The sequence below is a fragment of the Arcobacter ellisii genome, from assembly GCF_003544915.1.
In the GTDB taxonomy this organism is placed as follows: domain Bacteria; phylum Campylobacterota; class Campylobacteria; order Campylobacterales; family Arcobacteraceae; genus Aliarcobacter; species Aliarcobacter ellisii.
In genome coordinates, this window is sequence record NZ_CP032097.1 from 2,660,353 (window position 1) to 2,680,298 (window position 19,946).

General features: G+C 26.8%; 20 protein-coding genes. 15 read left to right on the plus strand and 5 right to left on the minus strand.

The window, feature by feature from the left end; translation table 11 throughout:
* Positions 1 to 53: 53 nt before the first annotated feature.
* Together AELL_RS13520 and AELL_RS13525 are read left to right on the plus strand one after the other, a co-directional pair.
* Positions 54 to 668, plus strand: a complete 615-nt coding sequence (locus AELL_RS13520) for a tetratricopeptide repeat protein (RefSeq protein WP_118918455.1) — start codon at positions 54 to 56, stop codon at positions 666 to 668.
* A 3-nt stretch (positions 669 to 671) separates the two neighbouring features.
* Positions 672 to 1,319 carry a tetratricopeptide repeat protein gene (locus AELL_RS13525; protein WP_118918456.1) on the plus strand — a complete coding sequence of 216 codons (648 nt, stop codon included), beginning with the start codon at positions 672 to 674 and terminating at the stop codon, positions 1,317 to 1,319.
* A gap of 9 nt (positions 1,320 to 1,328) precedes the next feature.
* Here AELL_RS13525 and AELL_RS13530 read toward each other — a convergent pair whose 3' ends face one another.
* Positions 1,329 to 1,907: a TetR/AcrR family transcriptional regulator gene (locus AELL_RS13530; RefSeq protein WP_118918457.1), complete on the minus strand. Its 579-nt coding sequence runs from the start codon at positions 1,905 to 1,907 to the stop codon at positions 1,329 to 1,331.
* 139 nt (positions 1,908 to 2,046) lie between these two features.
* Between AELL_RS13530 and AELL_RS13535 the strand changes: the two genes are divergently transcribed.
* Positions 2,047 to 2,664, plus strand: a complete 618-nt coding sequence (locus AELL_RS13535; RefSeq protein ID WP_118918458.1) for a hypothetical protein — start codon at positions 2,047 to 2,049, stop codon at positions 2,662 to 2,664.
* Positions 2,661 to 4,292 (plus strand): C4-dicarboxylic acid transporter DauA, encoded by a 1,632-nt coding sequence (gene dauA / locus AELL_RS13540; protein ID WP_118918459.1) that lies wholly within the window; start codon positions 2,661 to 2,663, stop codon positions 4,290 to 4,292. Before AELL_RS13535 ends, dauA begins: the two co-directional genes overlap by 4 nt.
* 14 nt (positions 4,293 to 4,306) lie before the next feature.
* Here dauA and AELL_RS13545 read toward each other — a convergent pair whose 3' ends face one another.
* Together AELL_RS13545 and nfo are read right to left on the minus strand one after the other, a co-directional pair.
* Complete coding sequence (locus tag AELL_RS13545) at positions 4,307 to 4,531, minus strand: hypothetical protein (protein WP_118918460.1); 225 nt, start codon at positions 4,529 to 4,531, stop codon at positions 4,307 to 4,309.
* Between the two features lie 48 nt (positions 4,532 to 4,579).
* Positions 4,580 to 5,425: a deoxyribonuclease IV gene (gene nfo, locus AELL_RS13550; RefSeq protein ID WP_118918461.1), complete on the minus strand. Its 846-nt coding sequence runs from the start codon at positions 5,423 to 5,425 to the stop codon at positions 4,580 to 4,582.
* A gap of 314 nt (positions 5,426 to 5,739) precedes the next feature.
* Here nfo and AELL_RS13555 point away from each other — a divergent pair, with 314 nt between their 5' ends.
* Positions 5,740 to 6,942 (plus strand): NAD(P)/FAD-dependent oxidoreductase, encoded by a 1,203-nt coding sequence (locus AELL_RS13555; protein ID WP_118918462.1) that lies wholly within the window; start codon positions 5,740 to 5,742, stop codon positions 6,940 to 6,942.
* 187 nt (positions 6,943 to 7,129) lie between these two features.
* Complete coding sequence (locus AELL_RS13560; RefSeq protein WP_118918463.1) at positions 7,130 to 8,476, plus strand: sodium-dependent transporter; 1,347 nt, start codon at positions 7,130 to 7,132, stop codon at positions 8,474 to 8,476.
* Positions 8,477 to 8,493: 17 nt separating this feature from the next.
* Here the strand turns inward: AELL_RS13560 and AELL_RS13565 are convergent, their stop codons facing one another.
* Complete coding sequence (locus tag AELL_RS13565; protein WP_118918464.1) at positions 8,494 to 8,769, minus strand: hypothetical protein; 276 nt, start codon at positions 8,767 to 8,769, stop codon at positions 8,494 to 8,496.
* A gap of 179 nt (positions 8,770 to 8,948) precedes the next feature.
* Here AELL_RS13565 and AELL_RS13570 point away from each other — a divergent pair, with 179 nt between their 5' ends.
* The 7 genes from AELL_RS13570 to mreC are packed head-to-tail and all read left to right on the plus strand — an operon-like array spanning position 8,949 to position 15,441.
* Positions 8,949 to 10,022: an epoxyqueuosine reductase QueH gene (locus tag AELL_RS13570; protein ID WP_118918465.1), complete on the plus strand. Its 1,074-nt coding sequence runs from the start codon at positions 8,949 to 8,951 to the stop codon at positions 10,020 to 10,022.
* Positions 10,019 to 11,062 (plus strand): lipid-A-disaccharide synthase, encoded by a 1,044-nt coding sequence (gene lpxB / locus AELL_RS13575; protein WP_118918466.1) that lies wholly within the window; start codon positions 10,019 to 10,021, stop codon positions 11,060 to 11,062. The genes AELL_RS13570 and lpxB overlap by 4 nt, the downstream gene beginning before the upstream one ends.
* Before the next feature lie 51 nt (positions 11,063 to 11,113).
* Entirely contained in the window at positions 11,114 to 11,557 is a 444-nt protein-coding gene (fabZ, locus tag AELL_RS13580) for a 3-hydroxyacyl-ACP dehydratase FabZ (protein WP_118918467.1), read from the plus strand.
* An 8-nt stretch (positions 11,558 to 11,565) separates the two neighbouring features.
* Entirely contained in the window at positions 11,566 to 12,348 is a 783-nt protein-coding gene (gene lpxA / locus AELL_RS13585) for an acyl-ACP--UDP-N-acetylglucosamine O-acyltransferase (protein WP_118918468.1), read from the plus strand.
* A 12-nt stretch (positions 12,349 to 12,360) separates the two neighbouring features.
* A complete protein-coding gene (gene clpX / locus AELL_RS13590) occupies positions 12,361 to 13,578 on the plus strand; it encodes an ATP-dependent Clp protease ATP-binding subunit ClpX (protein WP_118918469.1) in 1,218 nt (405 codons plus the stop codon).
* 13 nt (positions 13,579 to 13,591) lie between these two features.
* Entirely contained in the window at positions 13,592 to 14,623 is a 1,032-nt protein-coding gene (locus tag AELL_RS13595; RefSeq protein ID WP_118918470.1) for a rod shape-determining protein, read from the plus strand.
* On the plus strand, positions 14,623 to 15,441 hold the full coding sequence (gene mreC, locus AELL_RS13600) for a rod shape-determining protein MreC (protein WP_118918471.1): 819 nt from the start codon (positions 14,623 to 14,625) through the stop codon (positions 15,439 to 15,441). The genes AELL_RS13595 and mreC overlap by 1 nt, the downstream gene beginning before the upstream one ends.
* Here the strand turns inward: mreC and ribE are convergent.
* On the minus strand, positions 15,438 to 16,058 hold the full coding sequence (gene ribE / locus AELL_RS13605) for a riboflavin synthase (protein WP_118918472.1): 621 nt from the start codon (positions 16,056 to 16,058) through the stop codon (positions 15,438 to 15,440). The two genes, mreC and ribE, sit on opposite strands and share 4 nt — an antisense overlap.
* Positions 16,059 to 16,217: 159 nt before the next feature.
* Between ribE and mnmG the strand changes: the two genes are divergently transcribed.
* The gene (gene mnmG, locus AELL_RS13610) at positions 16,218 to 18,089 is read left to right on the plus strand and encodes a tRNA uridine-5-carboxymethylaminomethyl(34) synthesis enzyme MnmG (protein WP_118918473.1); all 1,872 of its coding nucleotides are present in this window, start codon (positions 16,218 to 16,220) and stop codon (positions 18,087 to 18,089) included.
* 69 nt (positions 18,090 to 18,158) lie between these two features.
* Positions 18,159 to 19,865: a hypothetical protein gene (locus tag AELL_RS13615; protein WP_118918474.1), complete on the plus strand. Its 1,707-nt coding sequence runs from the start codon at positions 18,159 to 18,161 to the stop codon at positions 19,863 to 19,865.
* Positions 19,866 to 19,946 lie beyond the last annotated feature (81 nt).

Sequence of the window (19,946 nt, forward strand, 5' to 3'; positions counted from 1 at the left end):
ACAAATGAATAAAAAAATGCTAAAATGTATCCAAATTAATGAAAAGGAATGTTATGTTTAAGCAAATTACTTATTTAGCAAAATTTTCTCTACTACTTTTTTTACTAAATGGTTGTTCAAATCATAATGAAGCAATGAAAGTTTTGCCAAATGAATTATCTATTGCAGATGATTGTAGAAATCCAAATAAACAATTTGAAATGGATTGTTATGATTTAATTTCTTATAAAAATAGCTTTGCCCAATTAAGACTTGGGTTATATGCTCAATATAAAGGTAATTTCCAAGAAGCATTACAAAGATATAATGTTGCAAAAGAAAAAGGTAACTTTTATGCTAATTCACTAATTGCTGATTTATATAACAACGGCTTTGGTGTAAATAAAGATGAAGATAAAATGATTGATTTATTAGAAGATGTTAAAAATGTTGACCCAGTTGCAGCATTTAAACTATCATTTTATTATCTATCAAAAGATAAAGTTAAAGATGCTTTAGAATTACTTACTTATGCAGCTGAAAATGGTGTAAAAGATGCTCAAAATCAATTAGCTATTCTTTACTCAAATGGTCAATATATTGAACCAGATTTAGAAAAAAGTTCTTATTGGAATACTCAACATGAAGAGGGAACTGAAAATTTTATAAATAAAATATATGGAATATAATAAATGTTAAAACAAATTATCCTTTCAATCAGTGCTGTTTTTTTATTTACAGCTTGTTCATTTAAAATGCCAAGTTTTGATTGGTTTTCTTTTTCAGATTCAGATGAGTATGCTTTGATTTTAAAAGAAGCAAATAGTTGTCAAGAAATTGAAAATGAAGCTACAAAATTAAGCTGTTACAAAAATATTGAAAATAAAAATAGTTTTGCTCAAATTAGATTAGGAACTTATTATGCAAATAAAAAAGAGTATAAAGATGCTCTAAAATATCTAAATCAAGCAAAAGAGAATAAAAATATCTATGCAAATCTTCCTATTGCATTTTTATACTATAAAGGTGAAGGTGTTACAAAAAATTTAGATAAATCTTTTGAATTATTAAAAGAATCAAGTGATATTGACCCAATTGCAGCTTATCAATTATCAAGATTTTATCTTCAAGGTATTAACACAAAAATTGATAATGAAAAAGGTATTGAATTACTAAATTTTGCAGCTTCAAAAAATGTTCTTCCAGCACAAGAGATTCTTGTAAATACTTATAAAACTGGATTATTTGGACAAGTAAAAGACCAAGTAAAAGTTGAATTTTGGCAGAAAAAAATCAAAGAAAATGTAGAAGATACTAACTACAAAATCTACAGATTCTAAAAACTAGAGTTACTTTTTTTCCAAACCATGGAAAAAAAGCTCTATTGTATCACTTACTATATTTTTTGTATCATATTTTTCAATTAAATAACTCTCAATAAATCCATCTGATAACTTTTTAAATAGTGTTGCTATATGTTTATAATTCATATTTTCATTAGGATATAATTTTTTAAATTGTCTAATTAAATAATCATAAATCTCATCAACAATTTTATGATTTGAAATATCTAATTTATGGAAAAAATATGGGTCATTTGTCAAGGTTTCATCTCTATTTTTATCAATCTGAATAAAAATTTCATATTTACTTTCAAGATAAATTTCTAAATTCTCTTTTGGATTAGAGGTCTCTTTCTCTTTTAATTTCTCTAAAAAATTTTGTAGTTTTAAAATCAAATACTCTAAATATAAATCATCTTTAGAATTAAAAAGATTATAGATAGTTCCAACCGATGTTTCTAACTCTTTTGCCAAATGTGATATCTTAAAATTTTTGTAACCACTTTTATCAAAATAATCAGCTGCAGCTTTTAAATATAAATCTTTTTTAACTTTGTTTAATTCGTCATTTATTTTATTTTTCATTTATATCCATATTTTTTTTGAGATTATAATTTATTTATTATTAAATTAAGAAATGAACAATAATTAATTAATTGAACTTAATTCATTATTAAGGATAATTGATTTAAAATCCATTTCACTTTAAAAACCTAGGATTATAATGAACTTAAATCCACAAATAAAAATAAAACTTCTAAGAGATATAAAAACTGATGCTCTTTTAATCTATATTAAAACAGTTGTTGAAGAACTTCTTGAAAACATAAAAAAAAATGATTATAAAATAGATTTAGGATATGAAGATTTTAATAAAGAGATAGAAGAAAATATAAGAAATCTAAACAATGAATTGAGTTTAACAATTATCAATGCGTATGAACTAAAAGCTTTTATTTCGTATCAACAATTTAAAAATAAAAACAACAAACTTTTACCAAATGATGAAGCTTTAGTTTTTTATTATAATGCCCTTGTAAAACAAATTGAAAGCCACCTAATTGAAGGTGCTCTTTGGATTCCTGAACAAATAATTTTATCCCTACTTAGTGAATGGATTTTAGAAGAAGAGAAATGTATTGATTTTTATCCTTTTTTAAAAAACTTTGATTATTTAAGACTACTTAGTTTTTATGAAATGGCTAGAAACAACGAACAAAATCCCCATTTAAAAGATAATATTTCTAAAATGTATAAAATCTCTTCTTCTATGATAGATAAACTAAAAAATAGTAAATATAAGATAAATACTACAAGAAAATCGAAAGTAAGAAAAAAATGAAAAATAATATCTTATCTGGATTAACAGTAGGAATTATTGCTCTTCCTTTATCAATGGCTTTAGCAATTGCAACAGGAGTTCCTCCTCAACTTGGACTTTATACAGCAATAGTTGCAGGAATAGTTGCTGCTGTTTTTGGAAGTAGTAAAATAAATATTTCAGGACCAACTGCAGCTTTTGTAGTTATTTTAATACCAATTGTTCAAGAGTTTGGAATAAGTGGTCTTTTATTATGTGGATTATTATCTGGAATAATTTTAGTTTTTATTGGAGTCTTAAAACTTGGAACTTTAATAGAGCTTATTCCTTATCCTGTAACGGTTGGATTCACTTCAGGAATTGCTGTTGTAATTGCAACTTTTCAAATAAAAGATTTTTTTGGTCTAAAAATTGAAAACTTTGATGGTCACTATTTAGATAAAATCTATTTGATTTTTAACTCTTTTCACACAATAGAATTTGCTGAATTTTTTACAGGAGCTTTAACACTTTTTTTACTAATTTTATGGCAAAAAACAAAAAGTAAAATTCCAGCAGCACTAATCGCTCTTTTGTTTTCAACACTAATTGTGACTTTTTTAAATATTTATATTCCAAATATTGATATTGCAACTATCTCATCAACTTTTCATTATAAAATTGGAGAACTTGAAGGAAATGGAATTCCTCCAATTCCGCTTCAATTTTCTCTTCCTTGGTCTTTTTTAAAACCTGAAGAGATAAATCTTGATTTAATTTATAAACTTCTTCCCCATGCAATTGCAATTGCAATATTAGGAGCTTTAGAATCTTTATTATGTGCTGTTATTAGTGATGGAATGACAGGAAATAAAACAAATCCAAATAAAGAGTTAATTGGTCAAGGAATAACAAATATTGTAGTTCCTTTTTTTGGAGGAATTCCAGCAACTGCAGCAATTGCAAGAACAGTTGTAAATATAAAATCAGGAGCAACTTCAAAAGAATCATCTATTGTTCACTCTTTATTTATTTTAGTATCAATAACTTTTATTTCAACATATCTTTCATATTTACCAATGGCTTCACTTTCAGCACTTTTATTAATGGTTGCTTGGAATATGTCTGAGGTTAAACACTTCATAAATATTATAAAAGTTGCTCCAAAAAATGATGTTTATGTATTATTAACTTGTTTTATTTTAACAGTTTTGATTGATATGCAAATTGCTGTTGCAGTTGGTATTGGACTTGCCTCAATTTTATTTATAAAAAGAACTATTGATTTATATTCTATAGAATTAGTTAATACAAAAAATTTAAACATCCATCCTGAAATCCCAGAAAATATTTCCATCTATGATATTAATGGTCCAATGTTTTTTGGAGCTGCTCAAAATGCTTTGAAAACTCTTTTAAATACAAATGAAGATATTGATATTGTAATTTTAAATATGCAAAATGTAACAATGATTGATATGACAGCTATTGTAGCTTTAAAATCTATTGTTGATAATTTTAAAAATCAAAAGAAAAGACTGATTTTTTGTGGTTTAAATAATAGAATTTATAGAAAATTAGAAAAAGCAAATTTTTTATTTAATGAAAAATATTTGACAAATTTAAACAATTTAGATGAAGCAATATACTACTCAAAAAATATAATATAAAAGTAAATTTACTTTTATATTACAGCATCTACTTCAAAATGGAAATAGTCATTTATGTTGCTAGAAAAGAAATCAACATAATCCTTTGAGATTATTTCATAATTTAAAGATATTATCTCATTCGCAAGACTTATTTTTTTATAATCTTGTGTTAAAAGCTGTGGAAATTTTTCTGTTAGTTCTTTAACTGTAATAAAACTATCAAAATCATTTGGATTAAAAGGAACTTTTGTTTTCATTTTTTACCTTAGTTTTTTAATAGCCTATACATTTCTTATTCCCTAAATTTATTTTTCCACTAAATCATATAAAGCTTTAATTTCATCAGCCCAAATCTCTTCGTTTATTGTTTCTAAAACAAGAGGAATATCATCCATTCTTTCATCATTCATTATAAATTTAAAAGCATCCCAACCAATTTTTCCAACACCTAAACTATCATGTCTATCTACACGACTACCAAGTTCTGGTTTTGAATCATTTATGTGCATTCCCATTAAATAATTTCTACCTACAATTTCGTCAAATAAAGTCCAAGTTTTATCGTAAGCTTCTCTTGTTCTTATATCATAACCAGCTGTAAACATATGACAAGTATCAATACAAACACCAACCCTACTTTTATCTTCAATTTTATCTATGATATAAGCTAAATGTTCAAATTTATATCCAAGATTACTTCCTTGTCCTGCTGTGTTTTCAATCACTAATTTTACACCTTTTGTAGCTTCAATTGCTCTGTTCATTGAATCTGCAATATTATTTAAACACTCATCTTCAGATATTTTTCTTAAGTGTGAACCTGGATGAAAATTTAATCTATCTAAACCTAAAATCTCACATCTTTCTAATTCATGAATAAAACTATCCAAAGATTTTGCCCTTGCATCAGTTTCAGGATGTCCTAAATTTATTAGATAACTATCATGAGGTAAGATATGTTTTGGTTGAATTTTTGATTTTTCTAACTCTTTAAACCATTTATCTATTGTTTTACTATCTAACTCTTTAGCTGTCCATTGTCTTTGATTTTTTGTAAAAAGAGCAAAAGCTTTTGCTCCAATTTGAGTTGCATTAATTGGAGCATTATAAACTCCACCACTAGCACTTACATGAGCTCCAACAAATTTCATAATTTTTCCTATTTTTTTTGATGATTTTTTAATATTTTTTGATGAATATATATTCATAAGTTTTTGTGATTATATTTAAAAGTAACATTTATAAACATTAGCAAATAAATTTTTCAACTTTTCTCAATTTTTATATTATCCTAAAAAGGCTAAGTATAGAATAATGCTAATTTATTATATGCTATATGTAGGCTATAAATTTTTTGTAAAATTTCAAACAGAATATACTTAAAATGTTATTATTGGGAATAAAATATGCAAAATAGATTATTTTGCAGTAAAATTAAATAAAATTGTTAAAAGGTGAATCTTATATGAAGAAAGTTGTTATTATTGGTGGTGGTTATGCTGGAATTTATGCATTAAGAGAGTTAGTAAAAAATAAAAATATAAAAATTACGTTGATTGATAAACATACATATCATAACTTACAACCTGAAGTTTATGATTTAATTGCAAATAAATCAACTTTTGCAGATGTTACAATCGATTTAACAACTTTATGTAGAGGATTTAATCATAACCATTTAGAATTCAAAAACTTAAAAGTAAGAAAAATCGACCAACATACAAGAAAAATTTATACAGAAGAACAAGAAATAGTAGAATTTGATTATTTAATCATGGCAGCAGGAACAAGAACATTTTTCCCTTCAAGTATTCCTGGTCTTAATAATGCAGATGATATTAAAAAACTTCATAGAGCTATCACATTTAAACAAAGTTTTGAAAGACAACTTTTTGAAAAAATCAGAGATGAAGCTAAACAATGTGCAGATACACATATTGTTGTAGTTGGAGCTGGACTTTCGGGAGTTGAAATTGCAGCTGAAATGGCTTACTATTCAAATAAATTTTTTGAAAGGGGAAATTTCTCTTGTGATAATTTAAAAATTTCACTAATAAGTAGTTCAGCATCTATTCTTCCTGGATTAAAACAAGACCTTATAAATATTTCTCAACAAAGATTAAAAGCTTTAGGAATAAATATTATTACAAACACAAAACTTCAAAAAGTTGAAGATGGTTACTGTTATTTATCAAATGGAACAAAAATCAATCACTCATTTGTTGTATTCACAGGAGGGGTTGAATCTTCAACTATCACTTCAGAACTTGATGATGTTGCAAAAAATGGAAGAGGACAACTAATTGTAAATGAATTTATGCAAACAGATAAATATGAAAATATTTTTGCTATTGGAGATATCGCTGAAATTAGAAATCTTCAAGGTGAAATAATGCCTCCAAATGTAACTGTTGCAAGAATTAGTGGAACAAATGCAGGTAAAAATGTATTAAATCTAATTTCTGGAAAATCTTTACAAAAATGTGACCCAAAACTTGATGGTATTTTAATTGCTCTTGGTGGACAATACGCAGCAGGTGATATTTATGGATTACTAACTGTAAAAGGAAGACTTGCTTATGAAATTAAGAAATATGTATTTAGTTCATATAGAAAACCATTAATTAAATTAATCAAAAAAGGTTATGCAAAACTAAAAAGAATGTAAATTTTTAGTATAAAGGCAAAGTTAATTATCAATAAAAATTGATAATTCTTGCACCTTTAAATTAGTCTTTTTTCCCAATCCTTCAAAAAATTCAATAAATTATATAAAAATTACACATTTTATTACAGAAATTAAAAAGATTAGTGATAAAATCTAACTTATTATAGTTTCAAAAAAAGAGGTATTTATGCATAAAAACAGATTTTCTAGAATTGGATTTATTCTTGCAGCTGCAGGAAGTGCAGTTGGACTTGGAAATATTTGGAAATTTCCTTATATTACAGGAGAAAATGGAGGAGGAATCTTTGTTCTAGTTTATCTAGCAACTGTATTTTTCATAGGAATGTCAATATTTATAGCTGAAGTTTTATTAGGAAGTCTTACAAATAAAAATGCAGTTACTACTATTGAAACTTTATCCCCACCACAAAAGAAATATTGGAAATATACAGGTTTTACCTTTTTAACTGGTATTTTTATTTTAACTTTTTATCCCGTTGTAATTGGTTGGATTTTTAATTATATGGTTGTTTCAGTTAGTTCACTTCCTTCAAATTTTAAAGAATCAGAAAATCTTTTTATGTCTTTTTTGAAAAATGATATTTTGTCTCAAATCTTTTATTACACACTTGCTTGTGTTCTTATAGCTTATACAATTTCAAAAGGTGTAAAAAAAGGGATTGAAAAAATGAATAATATTTTAATGCCTTCATTAATATTCATTTTAACTTTTTTACTTATTTATTCTATTCAACTTGATGGATTTTACAAAGCAGTTGAATTTATGTTTTATCCCAACTTTGAAAAATTCCATTCAAGTTCAATAATTGTTGCAGTAGGACATGCATTTTTTACTCTATCTATTGGTATGGCTACTATTTTAACTTATGCTGCATCTTTAGATAAAAATGTAGATATTGTAAGAGCATCAATTACAGTTGTAATTATGGATACTTTAATTGCAATTGTTGCTGGTCTTATAATATTCTCTATTGTTTTTACAGCTGCACAAGAACCAGGAAAAGGTGCTGGTTTAGTATTTATTACACTTCCTGCAATTTTTAATGAGATGGGAACTATTGGTATTTATTTAGCACTTCTATTTTTTATTGCCCTTGCCTTTGCAGCAATTACTTCAGCTATTTCAATCTTAGAACCAACTGTAATGTATCTAGTTGAAAGAAAAAATATGTCAAGAAAAAATGCAACATATAGTGTGGCATTACTTGCTTATGTATTAGGACTTTTAGCACTATTATCAAATACAGAATCTTTTTCAACTGCTTTAACATTTGGTAGTAAAAATCTTTTTGATTGGTTTGATTTTATAAGTTCAGCAATATTAATGCCTATTGGTGGAATTTTAATTGCCCTATTTGTTGGTTATGTGTTAGATAAAGAAGTTTCAAGAAAAGCACTTATTCCTTTTATGGGAGAAACTTACTACAAAATTTGGTTATTTACTATGAAAATAGTTGCACCAATTGCTATTTTTGTTTTGATGTTAAACGAAATAGGAATTATCAAATTTTAAATAAGAGATTAGATTTTCTAATCTCTTATTATTTTTATAAAAACTCCATTCTCTTTATCTTTAAAAGAGACTTCCTTTTCATTTCTATCAAATAACTCTTTTAAAAAATTATCAGGATAAGACGAAGCTAAGTTTTCTTTATTAAATGTTTTTAAATCTTGACATTTAAAAGTGCTTCTACAAACTTTATCTTCATAAATTTTCATATCTAAAATTGCAGTTCCTGCATTAAAAATTTGTACTTGAGTGTACTCTTTATACTTAAAAATAAATCCTTTGTCATAAAACTTCATTTGTGGTGTTTTTAATAAAATTGTTGCACTATTTGAGCTAAGCTGTGGTTCATTTTTACTAGAACATCCTGTAAAAATAAATATGGAAAAAATTATAATAAATAAATTTTTTATGGCTAATCCTTTGTTTTGAAAAGTTTTACTATAATTATATCAAATTATATAATTAAAGGAATTTTTTGTTAGTACATATTTGTTGTGCAGTTGATAGTCACTATTTTTTAGAAAAAATACAAGAAGAATTTCCCGATGAAAAATTAGTTGGTTACTTTTATGACCCTAATATTCATCCATATAGTGAATATAGACTTAGATATTTAGATGTTGAATACTCGTGTAAAAAATTAGGAATTCCACTTTTAGAAGGACCTTATAACCTTGAAGAGTGGTTAAAAAAAGTAAAAGGAATGGAACATTTACCTGAAAAAGGTGATAGATGTACAGTTTGTTATGATGATAGATTAGATATTTCTGTTCAAAAAGCAATAGAATTAGGACATGATAAATTTACAACTTCGCTTTTAATTTCTCCAAAAAAATCTCAAGAAAAATTAGAAAAAATTGGAGAAAAATTGACACAAGAAACTGGTGTAAATTTTATATTTAGAGATTATAGAAGTGGAAATGGTGGAGCTGTTCAAGGAGAACGTGTAAAAGAAAACTCTTTATATAGACAAAATTATTGTGGTTGTCTGTTTGGATTAAGTGCACAAAGAGAGATTCAAAAAAAGATTATGGATGAGATGTTTAATCCAATTTCAAATCAAATAATGCCTGAATCAATAGAAGAGAGACTTGAACTTTATCAAAGAAGAAATGATTTAGAAGATGCAGGAGAAAAGTATAAACTTATAAAACAGAGATTTTTAAACTATAGACTTTTGGGTGGAAAAGTAAGTGTTGCAAAAAAAATCGTTCCTTCATATATTATGTGTTATTCAACTATCAATAGAAACAACACAAATGGAAGAATTGAATATAGTAAAGATGGTATAAATTATCTTAATCGTGATGAAGTAAAAATTATAGATATACAAACTTTTAATCTGTTTGCAGGAACTTCATATAAAGATGTAAAAGAGTTAATGTACAAACCACTTGATTTTTATAAAGAGTTAGAAATTAGAAATCTTATTATAAAAAATCCTTATGATTTGAGTGCATTAATTGTTCTTAATGAAATCATTGATGAAAAATATGAGATAGAAATAAATGCCATAACTTATGAAGATATAAAAGAAGAGATAATATGAAACTATTAGTTTGTGCCATGGAAGCTTCATCAAATGTTCATTTAAAAGAGTTAAAAAAATATTTAAATGAGGATATTGAACTTGTTGGAGTTTTTGATAAAGAGCTTGGAAATCCACTTTATGATTTAACTTCATTAGCTATCATGGGATTTGTTGATGCTTTAAAAAAATTAAGATTCTTTTTCCAACTTCGTGATGAACTAGTATCATTAGCAAAAGATTGTGACAAAGTTTTACTAATGGATAGTTCAGGATTTAATCTTCCACTTGCTAAAAAACTAAGAGTTACTTATCCAAATAAAGAGATTATTTATTATATTTTACCTCAAGCTTGGGCTTGGAAAAAAGGAAGAGTTAAAAAACTTGAAACTTATTGTTCAAAACTTTGTTCAATTATTCCTTTTGAGAGTGAAATCTATAATGATAAAAATAAAATCACTTATGTTGGACATCCTCTTTTAGATGAAATAAGAGAGTTTAAAACACAATTTTTAGAGACAAATAAAATTGCTTTTATGCCAGGAAGTAGAAAAACAGAAATTACAAATCTTATGCCAATTTTTAAAGAATTAGTAAAAAAGATACCAAATAAAGAGTATATTTTGATTATTCCTGCAAAATTTGATGACTCTTACATAAAAAAGATTTATGGAGATATAAGTGAATTTTCTATTTCAAGAAACACCCATGAAACTTTAAAAGAAGCAGAATATGCTTTTATTTGTTCTGGAACAGCTACACTTGAAGCAGCTCTAATTGGAACTCCATTTACACTTTCATATATTGCAAAAAAGTTTGATTTTTTTATAGGGAAAATGTTTGTAAAACTAAATTTTGTTGGACTTGCAAATATTTTCTTTGAAAAAATGGGTAAAAAACCACTTCATAGTGAATTTTTACAAGAAGATGTAAATGTGGAAAATCTTTTAAATGATTATAAAAATCTAGATAAAAAATTATTTTTTGAAAATTCAAAATTTTTAAGAGAGTATCTAAAAAATGGAAGTTCACAAAATGTAGCTCGGATAATTCAAAACTAATTATATTTTAGATATAATAATTGCCACTTAATAAAAAAATCAGGATATTATATGTTAGACATTATGCAAATTCAAGAGATTCTTCCTCATAGATACCCATTATTACTTGTGGACAGAATTACAGATATGGAATTAAAAAAATCTATTAAAGGTTTTAAAAACATCTCTATTTCAGAACCTGCGTTTCAAGGACATTTCCCAGGTCATCCAATTTATCCAGGTGTACTTATTTTAGAAGGTATGGCTCAATGTGGTGGTGTTTTAGCGCTAAAAAGTTCTGATATGACAGATGAAGAGATGAAACAAAAAGTAATCTATTTTATGAGTATTGATAAAGCAAAATTTAGAAATCCTGTAAGACCAGGTGATAGATTAGATTACGAACTAGAAGTTGTTAGAATGAAAAGTTCTTTAATGACTCTAGTAGGAAAAGCTTATGTTGATGGGAAACTAACAGCTGAAGCAGAATTAAAAGCTATGATAGTTGATAAATAGGCAAATAAATGAATAACATTCACAAAACAGCAATAATTGAAGATGGTGCAATTTTAGGCGACAATATAACTATTGGTGCATTTACAATTATTGGAAAAGATGTAAAAATTGGTGATGGAACAATTATTGATTCTCACACTTTAATTGATGGAAAAACTACTATTGGTAAAAACAACCATATTTTTTCACATGCAAGTATAGGTACTATTCCTCAAGATTTAAAATTCAATGGTGAAGATGTTGAACTAATCATTGGAGATAATAATAAAATTAGAGAATATACTCTATTTAATCCAGGAACTATCGGTGGAGGAAGTGTAACAAGAATTGGAAGTAACAATTTGTTTATGGGTTATGTTCACGTTGCACACGATTGTATCATTGGTGATAATTGTATTTTTGCAAATGGAGCAACTCTTGCTGGGCATGTTGAGTGTGATGATTTTGTAGTAGTTGGTGGATTAACTCCAATTCATCAATTTTGTAAAATTGGAACTCAAGTTATGATTGGAGGAGCAAGTGCTGTTGCTCAAGATATTCCTCCTTTTTGTTTAGCAGAAGGAAATAAAGCAGTTTTAAGGGGATTAAACTTAACGGGGCTTAGAAGAAGGTTTGATAATAGAGAAGATATAGATGCAATTAAACATGCTTATAAAGAACTATTTGAATCAGGTAAACCTCTACAAGATGTAGCTCGTGAATTGTTTGAAAATGATAATAATAAATATGTAAAAGAATTAGCTAGTTTTGTATTAAATACAAAAAGAGGTATTCCTTTTAATAGAAAATAAAATGAGTGAAAAATGAGTAAAATAATATGTGATTTTTGTGGAGCAACAGATACAAGAGATAATCCAGTAATTGCTGGTGATAATGCTTGTATTTGTAAAGCTTGTGTAAATGCAGCCCATGAAATAATGAGTGGTAACCTTCCAGTAGAAGAAGATAAAACTAAAAATCCTGCTCAAGAAAAAGAGATAAAAATAAAAACTCCAGCTGAGTTAAAAAAAATATTAGATGAATATGTTATTGGTCAAGAAAGAGCAAAAAAAGTTTTATCAGTTGCTGTTTATAACCACTACAAAAGAATATTTAGACATAATGAAATTGATGATGATACTGAATTAAATAAATCAAATGTTTTATTAATTGGACCAACAGGTTCAGGAAAAACTCTTTTAGCACAAACTATTTCAAAATATCTTGATGTTCCTTTAGCAATTGCTGATGCTACAAGTTTAACAGAAGCTGGTTATGTTGGTGATGATGTTGAAAATGTTGTAACAAGACTTGTTCAAGCAGCAGATGGAGATATCAAAAAAGCTGAGCGTGGAATTATTTTTATTGACGAAGTTGATAAAGTTGCACGTATGAGTGAAAATAGAAGTATAACAAGAGACGTTTCAGGAGAAGGAGTTCAACAAGCTTTATTAAAAATTGTTGAAGGAAGTGTGGTAAATGTTCCACCAAAAGGTGGAAGAAAACATCCAGGACAAGATGCACTTCAAGTTGATACGACAAATATTTTATTTATTTGTGGTGGGGCTTTTGATGGTTTAGAAGATATTATCAAGAAAAAACAAGGTGCAAATGTACTTGGATTTAATCAAGATAAAAAAACAAAAAATGAGCAAGATAAAATTATTTCAAAAGTTGAAACTGATGATTTAGTAAAATATGGATTAATTCCAGAATTAATTGGAAGATTACATATGATTGCAACATTAAATGAAATAACAGAAGATGATATGGTTCATATTTTAACAGAACCAAAAAATGCTTTAATTAAACAATATATTAAACTTTTCCAAATGGATAATGTAACTCTTAAATTTGAAAAAGATGCATTAAAAGAGTTAGCAAAACTTGCAATTGTTAGAAAAACAGGAGCAAGGGGATTAAGATCAATTTTAGAAGATATTATGCTTGACATAATGTTTGATCTTCCAAAATATAAAAATAAAACGGTAACCATCACAAAAGAAGTTGTTCAAAAAACTGAAGAACCAAAAGTAGCATAAAAAGGATATAAAAGTGTTTTTAGATAAATTAATAGGTCTCTTTTCAAATGATATGGCGATTGATTTAGGAACTGCAAATACAATCGTTTCTGTTAGAGGTAAAGGAATTATAATCAACGAACCATCAGTAGTTGCAGTACAAAGTGACAGACAAGGTAAAGATAAAATTTTAGCTGTTGGTCAAGAAGCAAAACAAATGATAGGAAAAACTCCTTTAAATATTCAAGCTGTTCGTCCTATGCAAGATGGAGTTATAGCAGACTTTGAAATGACAGAAAGAATGATTAGATATTTTATTGAAAAAGCACATTCAAGAAAATCATTTGTTAGACCTAGAATCATCATTTGTATCCCTTATGGAATAACTCAAGTTGAGAAAAAAGCTGTTGAAGAATCTGCAATGAGTGCAGGAGCAAGAGAAGTATTCTTAGTTGAAGAGCCAATGGCAGCAGCAATTGGTGCAGGAATTCCTGTTTCTGACCCATCTGGTTATGTTGTTGTTGATATTGGTGGTGGAACAACAGAAATTGGAGTTACATCTTTAGGTGGTTTAGTTTTATGTAAATCGATTAAAGTTGCTGGAGATAAATTTGATAGATCAATTGTTGAGTATGTTAGACAAAACTATAATTTATTTATTGGTGAAAGAACAGCTGAAAATATCAAAATAGAAATTGGAACAGCAATCAAACTTGATACTGAATTAAAAATGAAAGTAAAAGGAAGAGATAATTCAGGATTACTTTCTACTATTGAACTTGGAAGTGAAGGTGTAAGAACTGCTCTTAAAGAACCATTAAAAGAAATAGTTTCAGCTATTAAAAGTGTTCTTGAAAATATGCCACCAGATTTAGCAAGTGATATTGTTGATAATGGTGTAATAATAACAGGTGGTGGAGCATTAATTAGAGGATTAGATACTTATCTATCAGACATAATTAAACTTCCTGTAAAAATAGCTAATGAGCCTTTATTATCAGTAGCATATGGAACAAGCCAAGTTCTTGATGAGCCGGAATTATTAAGACTTATTACAAATAACTAATGCGTAAATTTCTCTTTATTTTTCTATTTGTAATTGCTAGTTTATCTTACCTTTTTGAGGTAGATGAACTATTAGTTAAAAAATTTACTTTTTTTAATGATTTAAAAATTGCATATATAAATAAAGTGATAAATATCTCTACAAGTATTGAAAAGCATTTTAATCAAGCATCTACAATTGACAATCTAAGAGCTGAAAATAACGAACTTAAAGAGTATAAAATTTTATACAATACAACACAAAAACAACTTGATGCAATAAAAGAGTTTTTAGTTCATGTTGATGTAAATGAAATAAAACCAGAAATAGAACTTGTTAAAGTTCTTTCATATATAAACTTCAATGACTTTACAAAAGTTTGGTTAGATAAAGTTCCTCAAGATGAAAAAATCTTAGGATTAATCACAGAAAATAATGCTGCTGGAATTTTAGTAAATAAAAATGGTAGAAGTGTTGGTTTATTAAATGGAAATAAAGATTGTTCATATGCTGTGTTTATTGGTGAAGGTAAAAATCCTGGAATTATAACAGCTGGAAATAATCCGGATGAATTACTAATCAAATTTATCCCTATTTGGTCTGAAATAAATAAAGGTGATGAAGTAATAACTTCAGGAATGGATAATATCTTTTTTGAAGGTTTAAAAGTTGGAAAAATTGTTGAGATTACAAATCTTCCAGATATGAAAATAGCAACCGTAAAACCTTATATAAATGTACTAAAAAAGAAATACTTTTACTCATATAAAAACATAAATAACTCAAAGTTTGAAGAAAAAACTATCGAAGAAAAATCTGAAAAAGAAAAAGCTAACTAATAATTAGCCATTATTTTATCTACATCTCCCCACGATAATTCATCTTTTTTCTCTTTATTTCCTTTAAACATATTATAAATATATCTAGCAAACATATCTGTTTCAAGATTTACTTTTGTTCCAACTTTGTATCTTTTAAACAGTGTATTTTCAATTGTATGAGGAATAATTGTAAGTCTAAAGCTATCTTTTAAAACTTCGTTAACAGTAAGAGAAACCCCATCTATTGTTACACTTCCTTTTGGAATAATGTATTTTAAATATTCACTAGGTAAACTAATAAAAAAGTCTGTTGAATTTCCATTTTGTTTTATTGATTTAACTATTCCTAAGCAATCAACATGACCTTGAACAATGTGACCTTCAAATCTATCTCCCATCATCATTGCTGGTTCCATATGTACCTCATCTTTATAATTTTCCATTGCTAAAATAGATTGAGATTCTGGAGATAATTCAACAGTAAATGTATCACTTGTAACTTTTACAACAGTTAAACAAGCTCCATTTATTGCAATTGAATCTCCGATTTTTGGATGATATTTTGCTTTTAAAGTTAAAAAATTGTTTTTAAAACTAACAACTTTTGCCATTTCTCTTATAAGTCCTGTAAACACTTAAAAAACCTTTTGTTAAAATTTAGGTATAATATCTAAAATTTGTTAAGAAGCTAATTTTAACTACTTTAAGTAAATTTCTTAGATAAGTGGAAGAAAACATTTATCTAAGAAATTTCCCAAATATAAAAATCACGAAAAAGATATATAAGGAATAATATGGATTATGATGTAATCGTTGTTGGTGGAGGGCATGCTGGAATTGAAGCCTCACTAGCAAGTGCAAGAATGGGTAAAAAAACTCTACTAATTACTATGTTAGTAGAACAAATAGGAGCTGCTAGTTGTAACCCTGCAGTTGGAGGTTTAGCAAAAGGGCATTTAGTAAGAGAGCTTGATGCTATTGGTGGAGAGATGGGTCTTTGTACTGATTATGCAGGTATTCAATTTAGAATATTAAATGCTAGCAAAGGTGCAGCCGTTCAAGGAAGTCGAGCTCAAATTGATATGGATAAATACAGAACTTATATGAGAAAAGTTTGTCATAATACTCCAAATCTAGAAGTTTATCAAGATGAAGTAACTGCTCTTTTAGTAAAAAATGAAAATGAAGTTTATGGTGTAAAAACAAAACTAACAGAACAATTTACAGCTAAAAAAGTTATTTTAACAACTGGTACATTTATGAGAGGGTTAGTTCATATTGGTGAAAATAAATATGAAGCTGGTCGAGCATGGGAGTTACCTTCAACTACTCTATCTTTACAATTAAAAGAGTTAGGATTAAGAGTTGGAAGATTAAAAACAGGAACACCATCAAGAATTGATGCAAATTCAATTGATTTTTCAGTTATGGACATGCATGGTGGAGATGTAAATCCATCACCATTTTCATTTAGAACTGACAAATCAAAATTTTCACCAACTCAATATCCTTGTTACATAACATATACAAATCTAAAAACACATGAAACTATTTCATCAAATTTCTATAGAGCACCTTTATTTACTGGTCAAATTGAAGGATTAGGACCTAGATACTGCCCAAGTATTGAAGACAAAGTAAATAGATTTAGTGAGCGAGATAGACATCAACTATTTTTAGAACCTCAAACAGAAATGTGTACAGAATATTATATAAATGGTTTATCTACTTCTTTACCTATAGATGTACAAAAAGAGATGATTCATTCTATCAAAGGTTTAGAAAATGCAAAAATCATCAGATATGGTTACGCAATTGAGTATGATTATGTTGACCCAACTGAATTAAAACATACTTTAGAAACTAAAAAAGTAAAAAATCTATACCATGCTGGACAAATCAATGCTACAACAGGATATGAAGAAGCAGCAAGCCAAGGTCTAATGGCAGGAATTAATGCAGCACTTGCAATTGATGAAAAAGAACCATTTATTTTAAGACGAGACGAAGCATATTTAGGTGTTTTAATAGATGATTTAGTTACAAAAGGAACTAATGAACCATATAGAATGTTTACTTCACGTGCTGAATATAGACTTCTTTTAAGAGAAGAAAATGCTGATTTAAGATTAAGCCAATATGGTCATGAATTTGGTTTAATAGATGATGATACAATGGCAAAAGTTGAAAATAAAAGAAAAGTTTTAGCTGATGCAATTGAATTTATGGCAAATGAGTGGGTTACTTCAAAAAAAGAGACTTTAGAACTACTTGAATCTATTGGCGAAGAAAAAATCAATGATAAAGTTTTACTTGTAGATTTAATTGGAAGAAATAGTATTGATATTGCGAAACTTGATAAATTAGTTCCTTCTTTATCATCACTTGATGATTATTTAAAAGAGCAAATAATCATTGAAGCAAAATATTATAGATATATTCAAAAACAACAAAAACAAATTGAAAAAATGAAAAAAATGTTAAAAACTACAATTCCAAATGAATTTAGTTATAAAGGATTACCAGGTCTTTCAAATGAAGTAATTGAAAAGCTAGAAAAGCACAGACCACCTACACTTTTTAATGCAAGTCTAATTTCTGGAATTACACCAGCTGCTTTAGATATTATTCACTTAAACTTAAATTTATTTTGTCACAAACACTAAAAAATGAGAATGGACATTAAAAATTGAGAATATGTACATTAAAATTTGATAATGGGAGTTTAATCTAACATGGCAAAGAAGAAAAGTATCATTCCTGAATTTATGGTTAATAATCCAGATGATACTTTTCAATTTCTATTTCCCCTAAAAATTGTACTTGATGAAGATAAATTTGGTAATAGCCACTACGAAGTTGTTGTTAAAAATATGTCTAAAAATCAAATATTTACTTACAGAGTATCTCCCGAACTTTTATTTACTCACTATCCTCTTTGTAAATCATTTAAAAATGGAGAAAAAACTGAAAAATATTTAAATAAAGATATTGTAGATAAAAGCTTTAAAATAAATACAAAATTTATTAATAAAAATAATGAAAAAAAACTAAAAGATATTCTAGATAAAGAAAGCATTGGAACTTTATCAGGATGGAGCTATAAATTTCTTAAAGATGTCAAAAATATTAATTGTTATTTAGTTGAGCAAGATGATATTAAAATAATCATCCCTCACTTTGCTATAGGAATATATTATTACTTTAGATTTTCACAATTAAGAGAAGCTGTTTTAGATTCTACTTTAAATGAATTATATATTATTTGTGATGATGATAGAACTAATGCAAAGATAGTTTTACCTACGTATAGAACAGATGAAGATGCTGCTTTTATACATAGATATGCTTGTCAAAAGAGTGCAATTAAAGAGTTTGATAATGTAGTTAGATATATACACAATTATCTAAAATATATGCAAGAAAAGAATTATGATAGAGATTTATATAAAATGCATTTAAAATTTAATTTCCCAACAAAAGAAGAATTTCAAATTGACACTAGAAGTTCACTTGTTACAAATAAAAAAACAAATGAAAAATATTACTTTATTCATGAAATCACAAACGATTATTCAGATATAGGTTTTGAAAAACTAACAAAAATTATAGAAAAAAATAAACTTATTTTAAATTTGGGAGATATAGACAATCTTCCAAAAGTAGAAAAAGACATTCCAAATGAAACATCTGAAGTATTAAAAATAACACATGCAAGTAAAAGAAATACTCAAATATATCATCAAAAAGATAGAAAAAAAAGTTGTGGTAGTTTAAATGATATTCCAGTAGATGAAAAATCTTCAACTAGAGATATTATAAATGATTTACTAAAAATTTTCAATGAACAGCAAACAGATGATATAACTGATCAAAGCTTAACAGAATCATCTTCTAAAGGAAATAGTACTATTAGAAAAGTTGTTATTTCAAGTGAGTTTGTAAAAGAATCTTCATCTAAACCTTTAACTGAAATAGATAATTTTGTAGTTTTCAATCAATATATAAACTTTCTACAAGAACGTCCTGACATAAAAGATTTTCATTTAAATGAGAAAAAAGATTTACCACAATATACACTTGAAGATAATAATGGTGAAGTAAAAATAAATCCAAAATGTAAAATAAAAAAAAGACCTAGACAATACTTAACAGCAACATTTAAATATGAAAATTATTATGTTGGACTTTTAGAATTAGAAAACAATCCTTCTTCTGGAAATTCTACTTGGGTAATAATTTCTAATAAACCAATTGAAACTGAACATTTTGAATTTTTTATGAATCTATATTTTAAAGAAGATATAGGAATAGATAATATATTAAAAAAACATTCTAAAACTAATCCTAAATTTACTAAAAAGAATCATGAGAGAGATGAAAATTTAAATGAAATCCAGCTTGGGAAATGGTATGCTGGATTGTTAGGGAAAGTTAATTAGGAAAAATATTAATATTATCTTTTATGTTTTTTAATAAAATGAATGAATTAACAATAAAAAGAAAAATATTATTTAAATAGT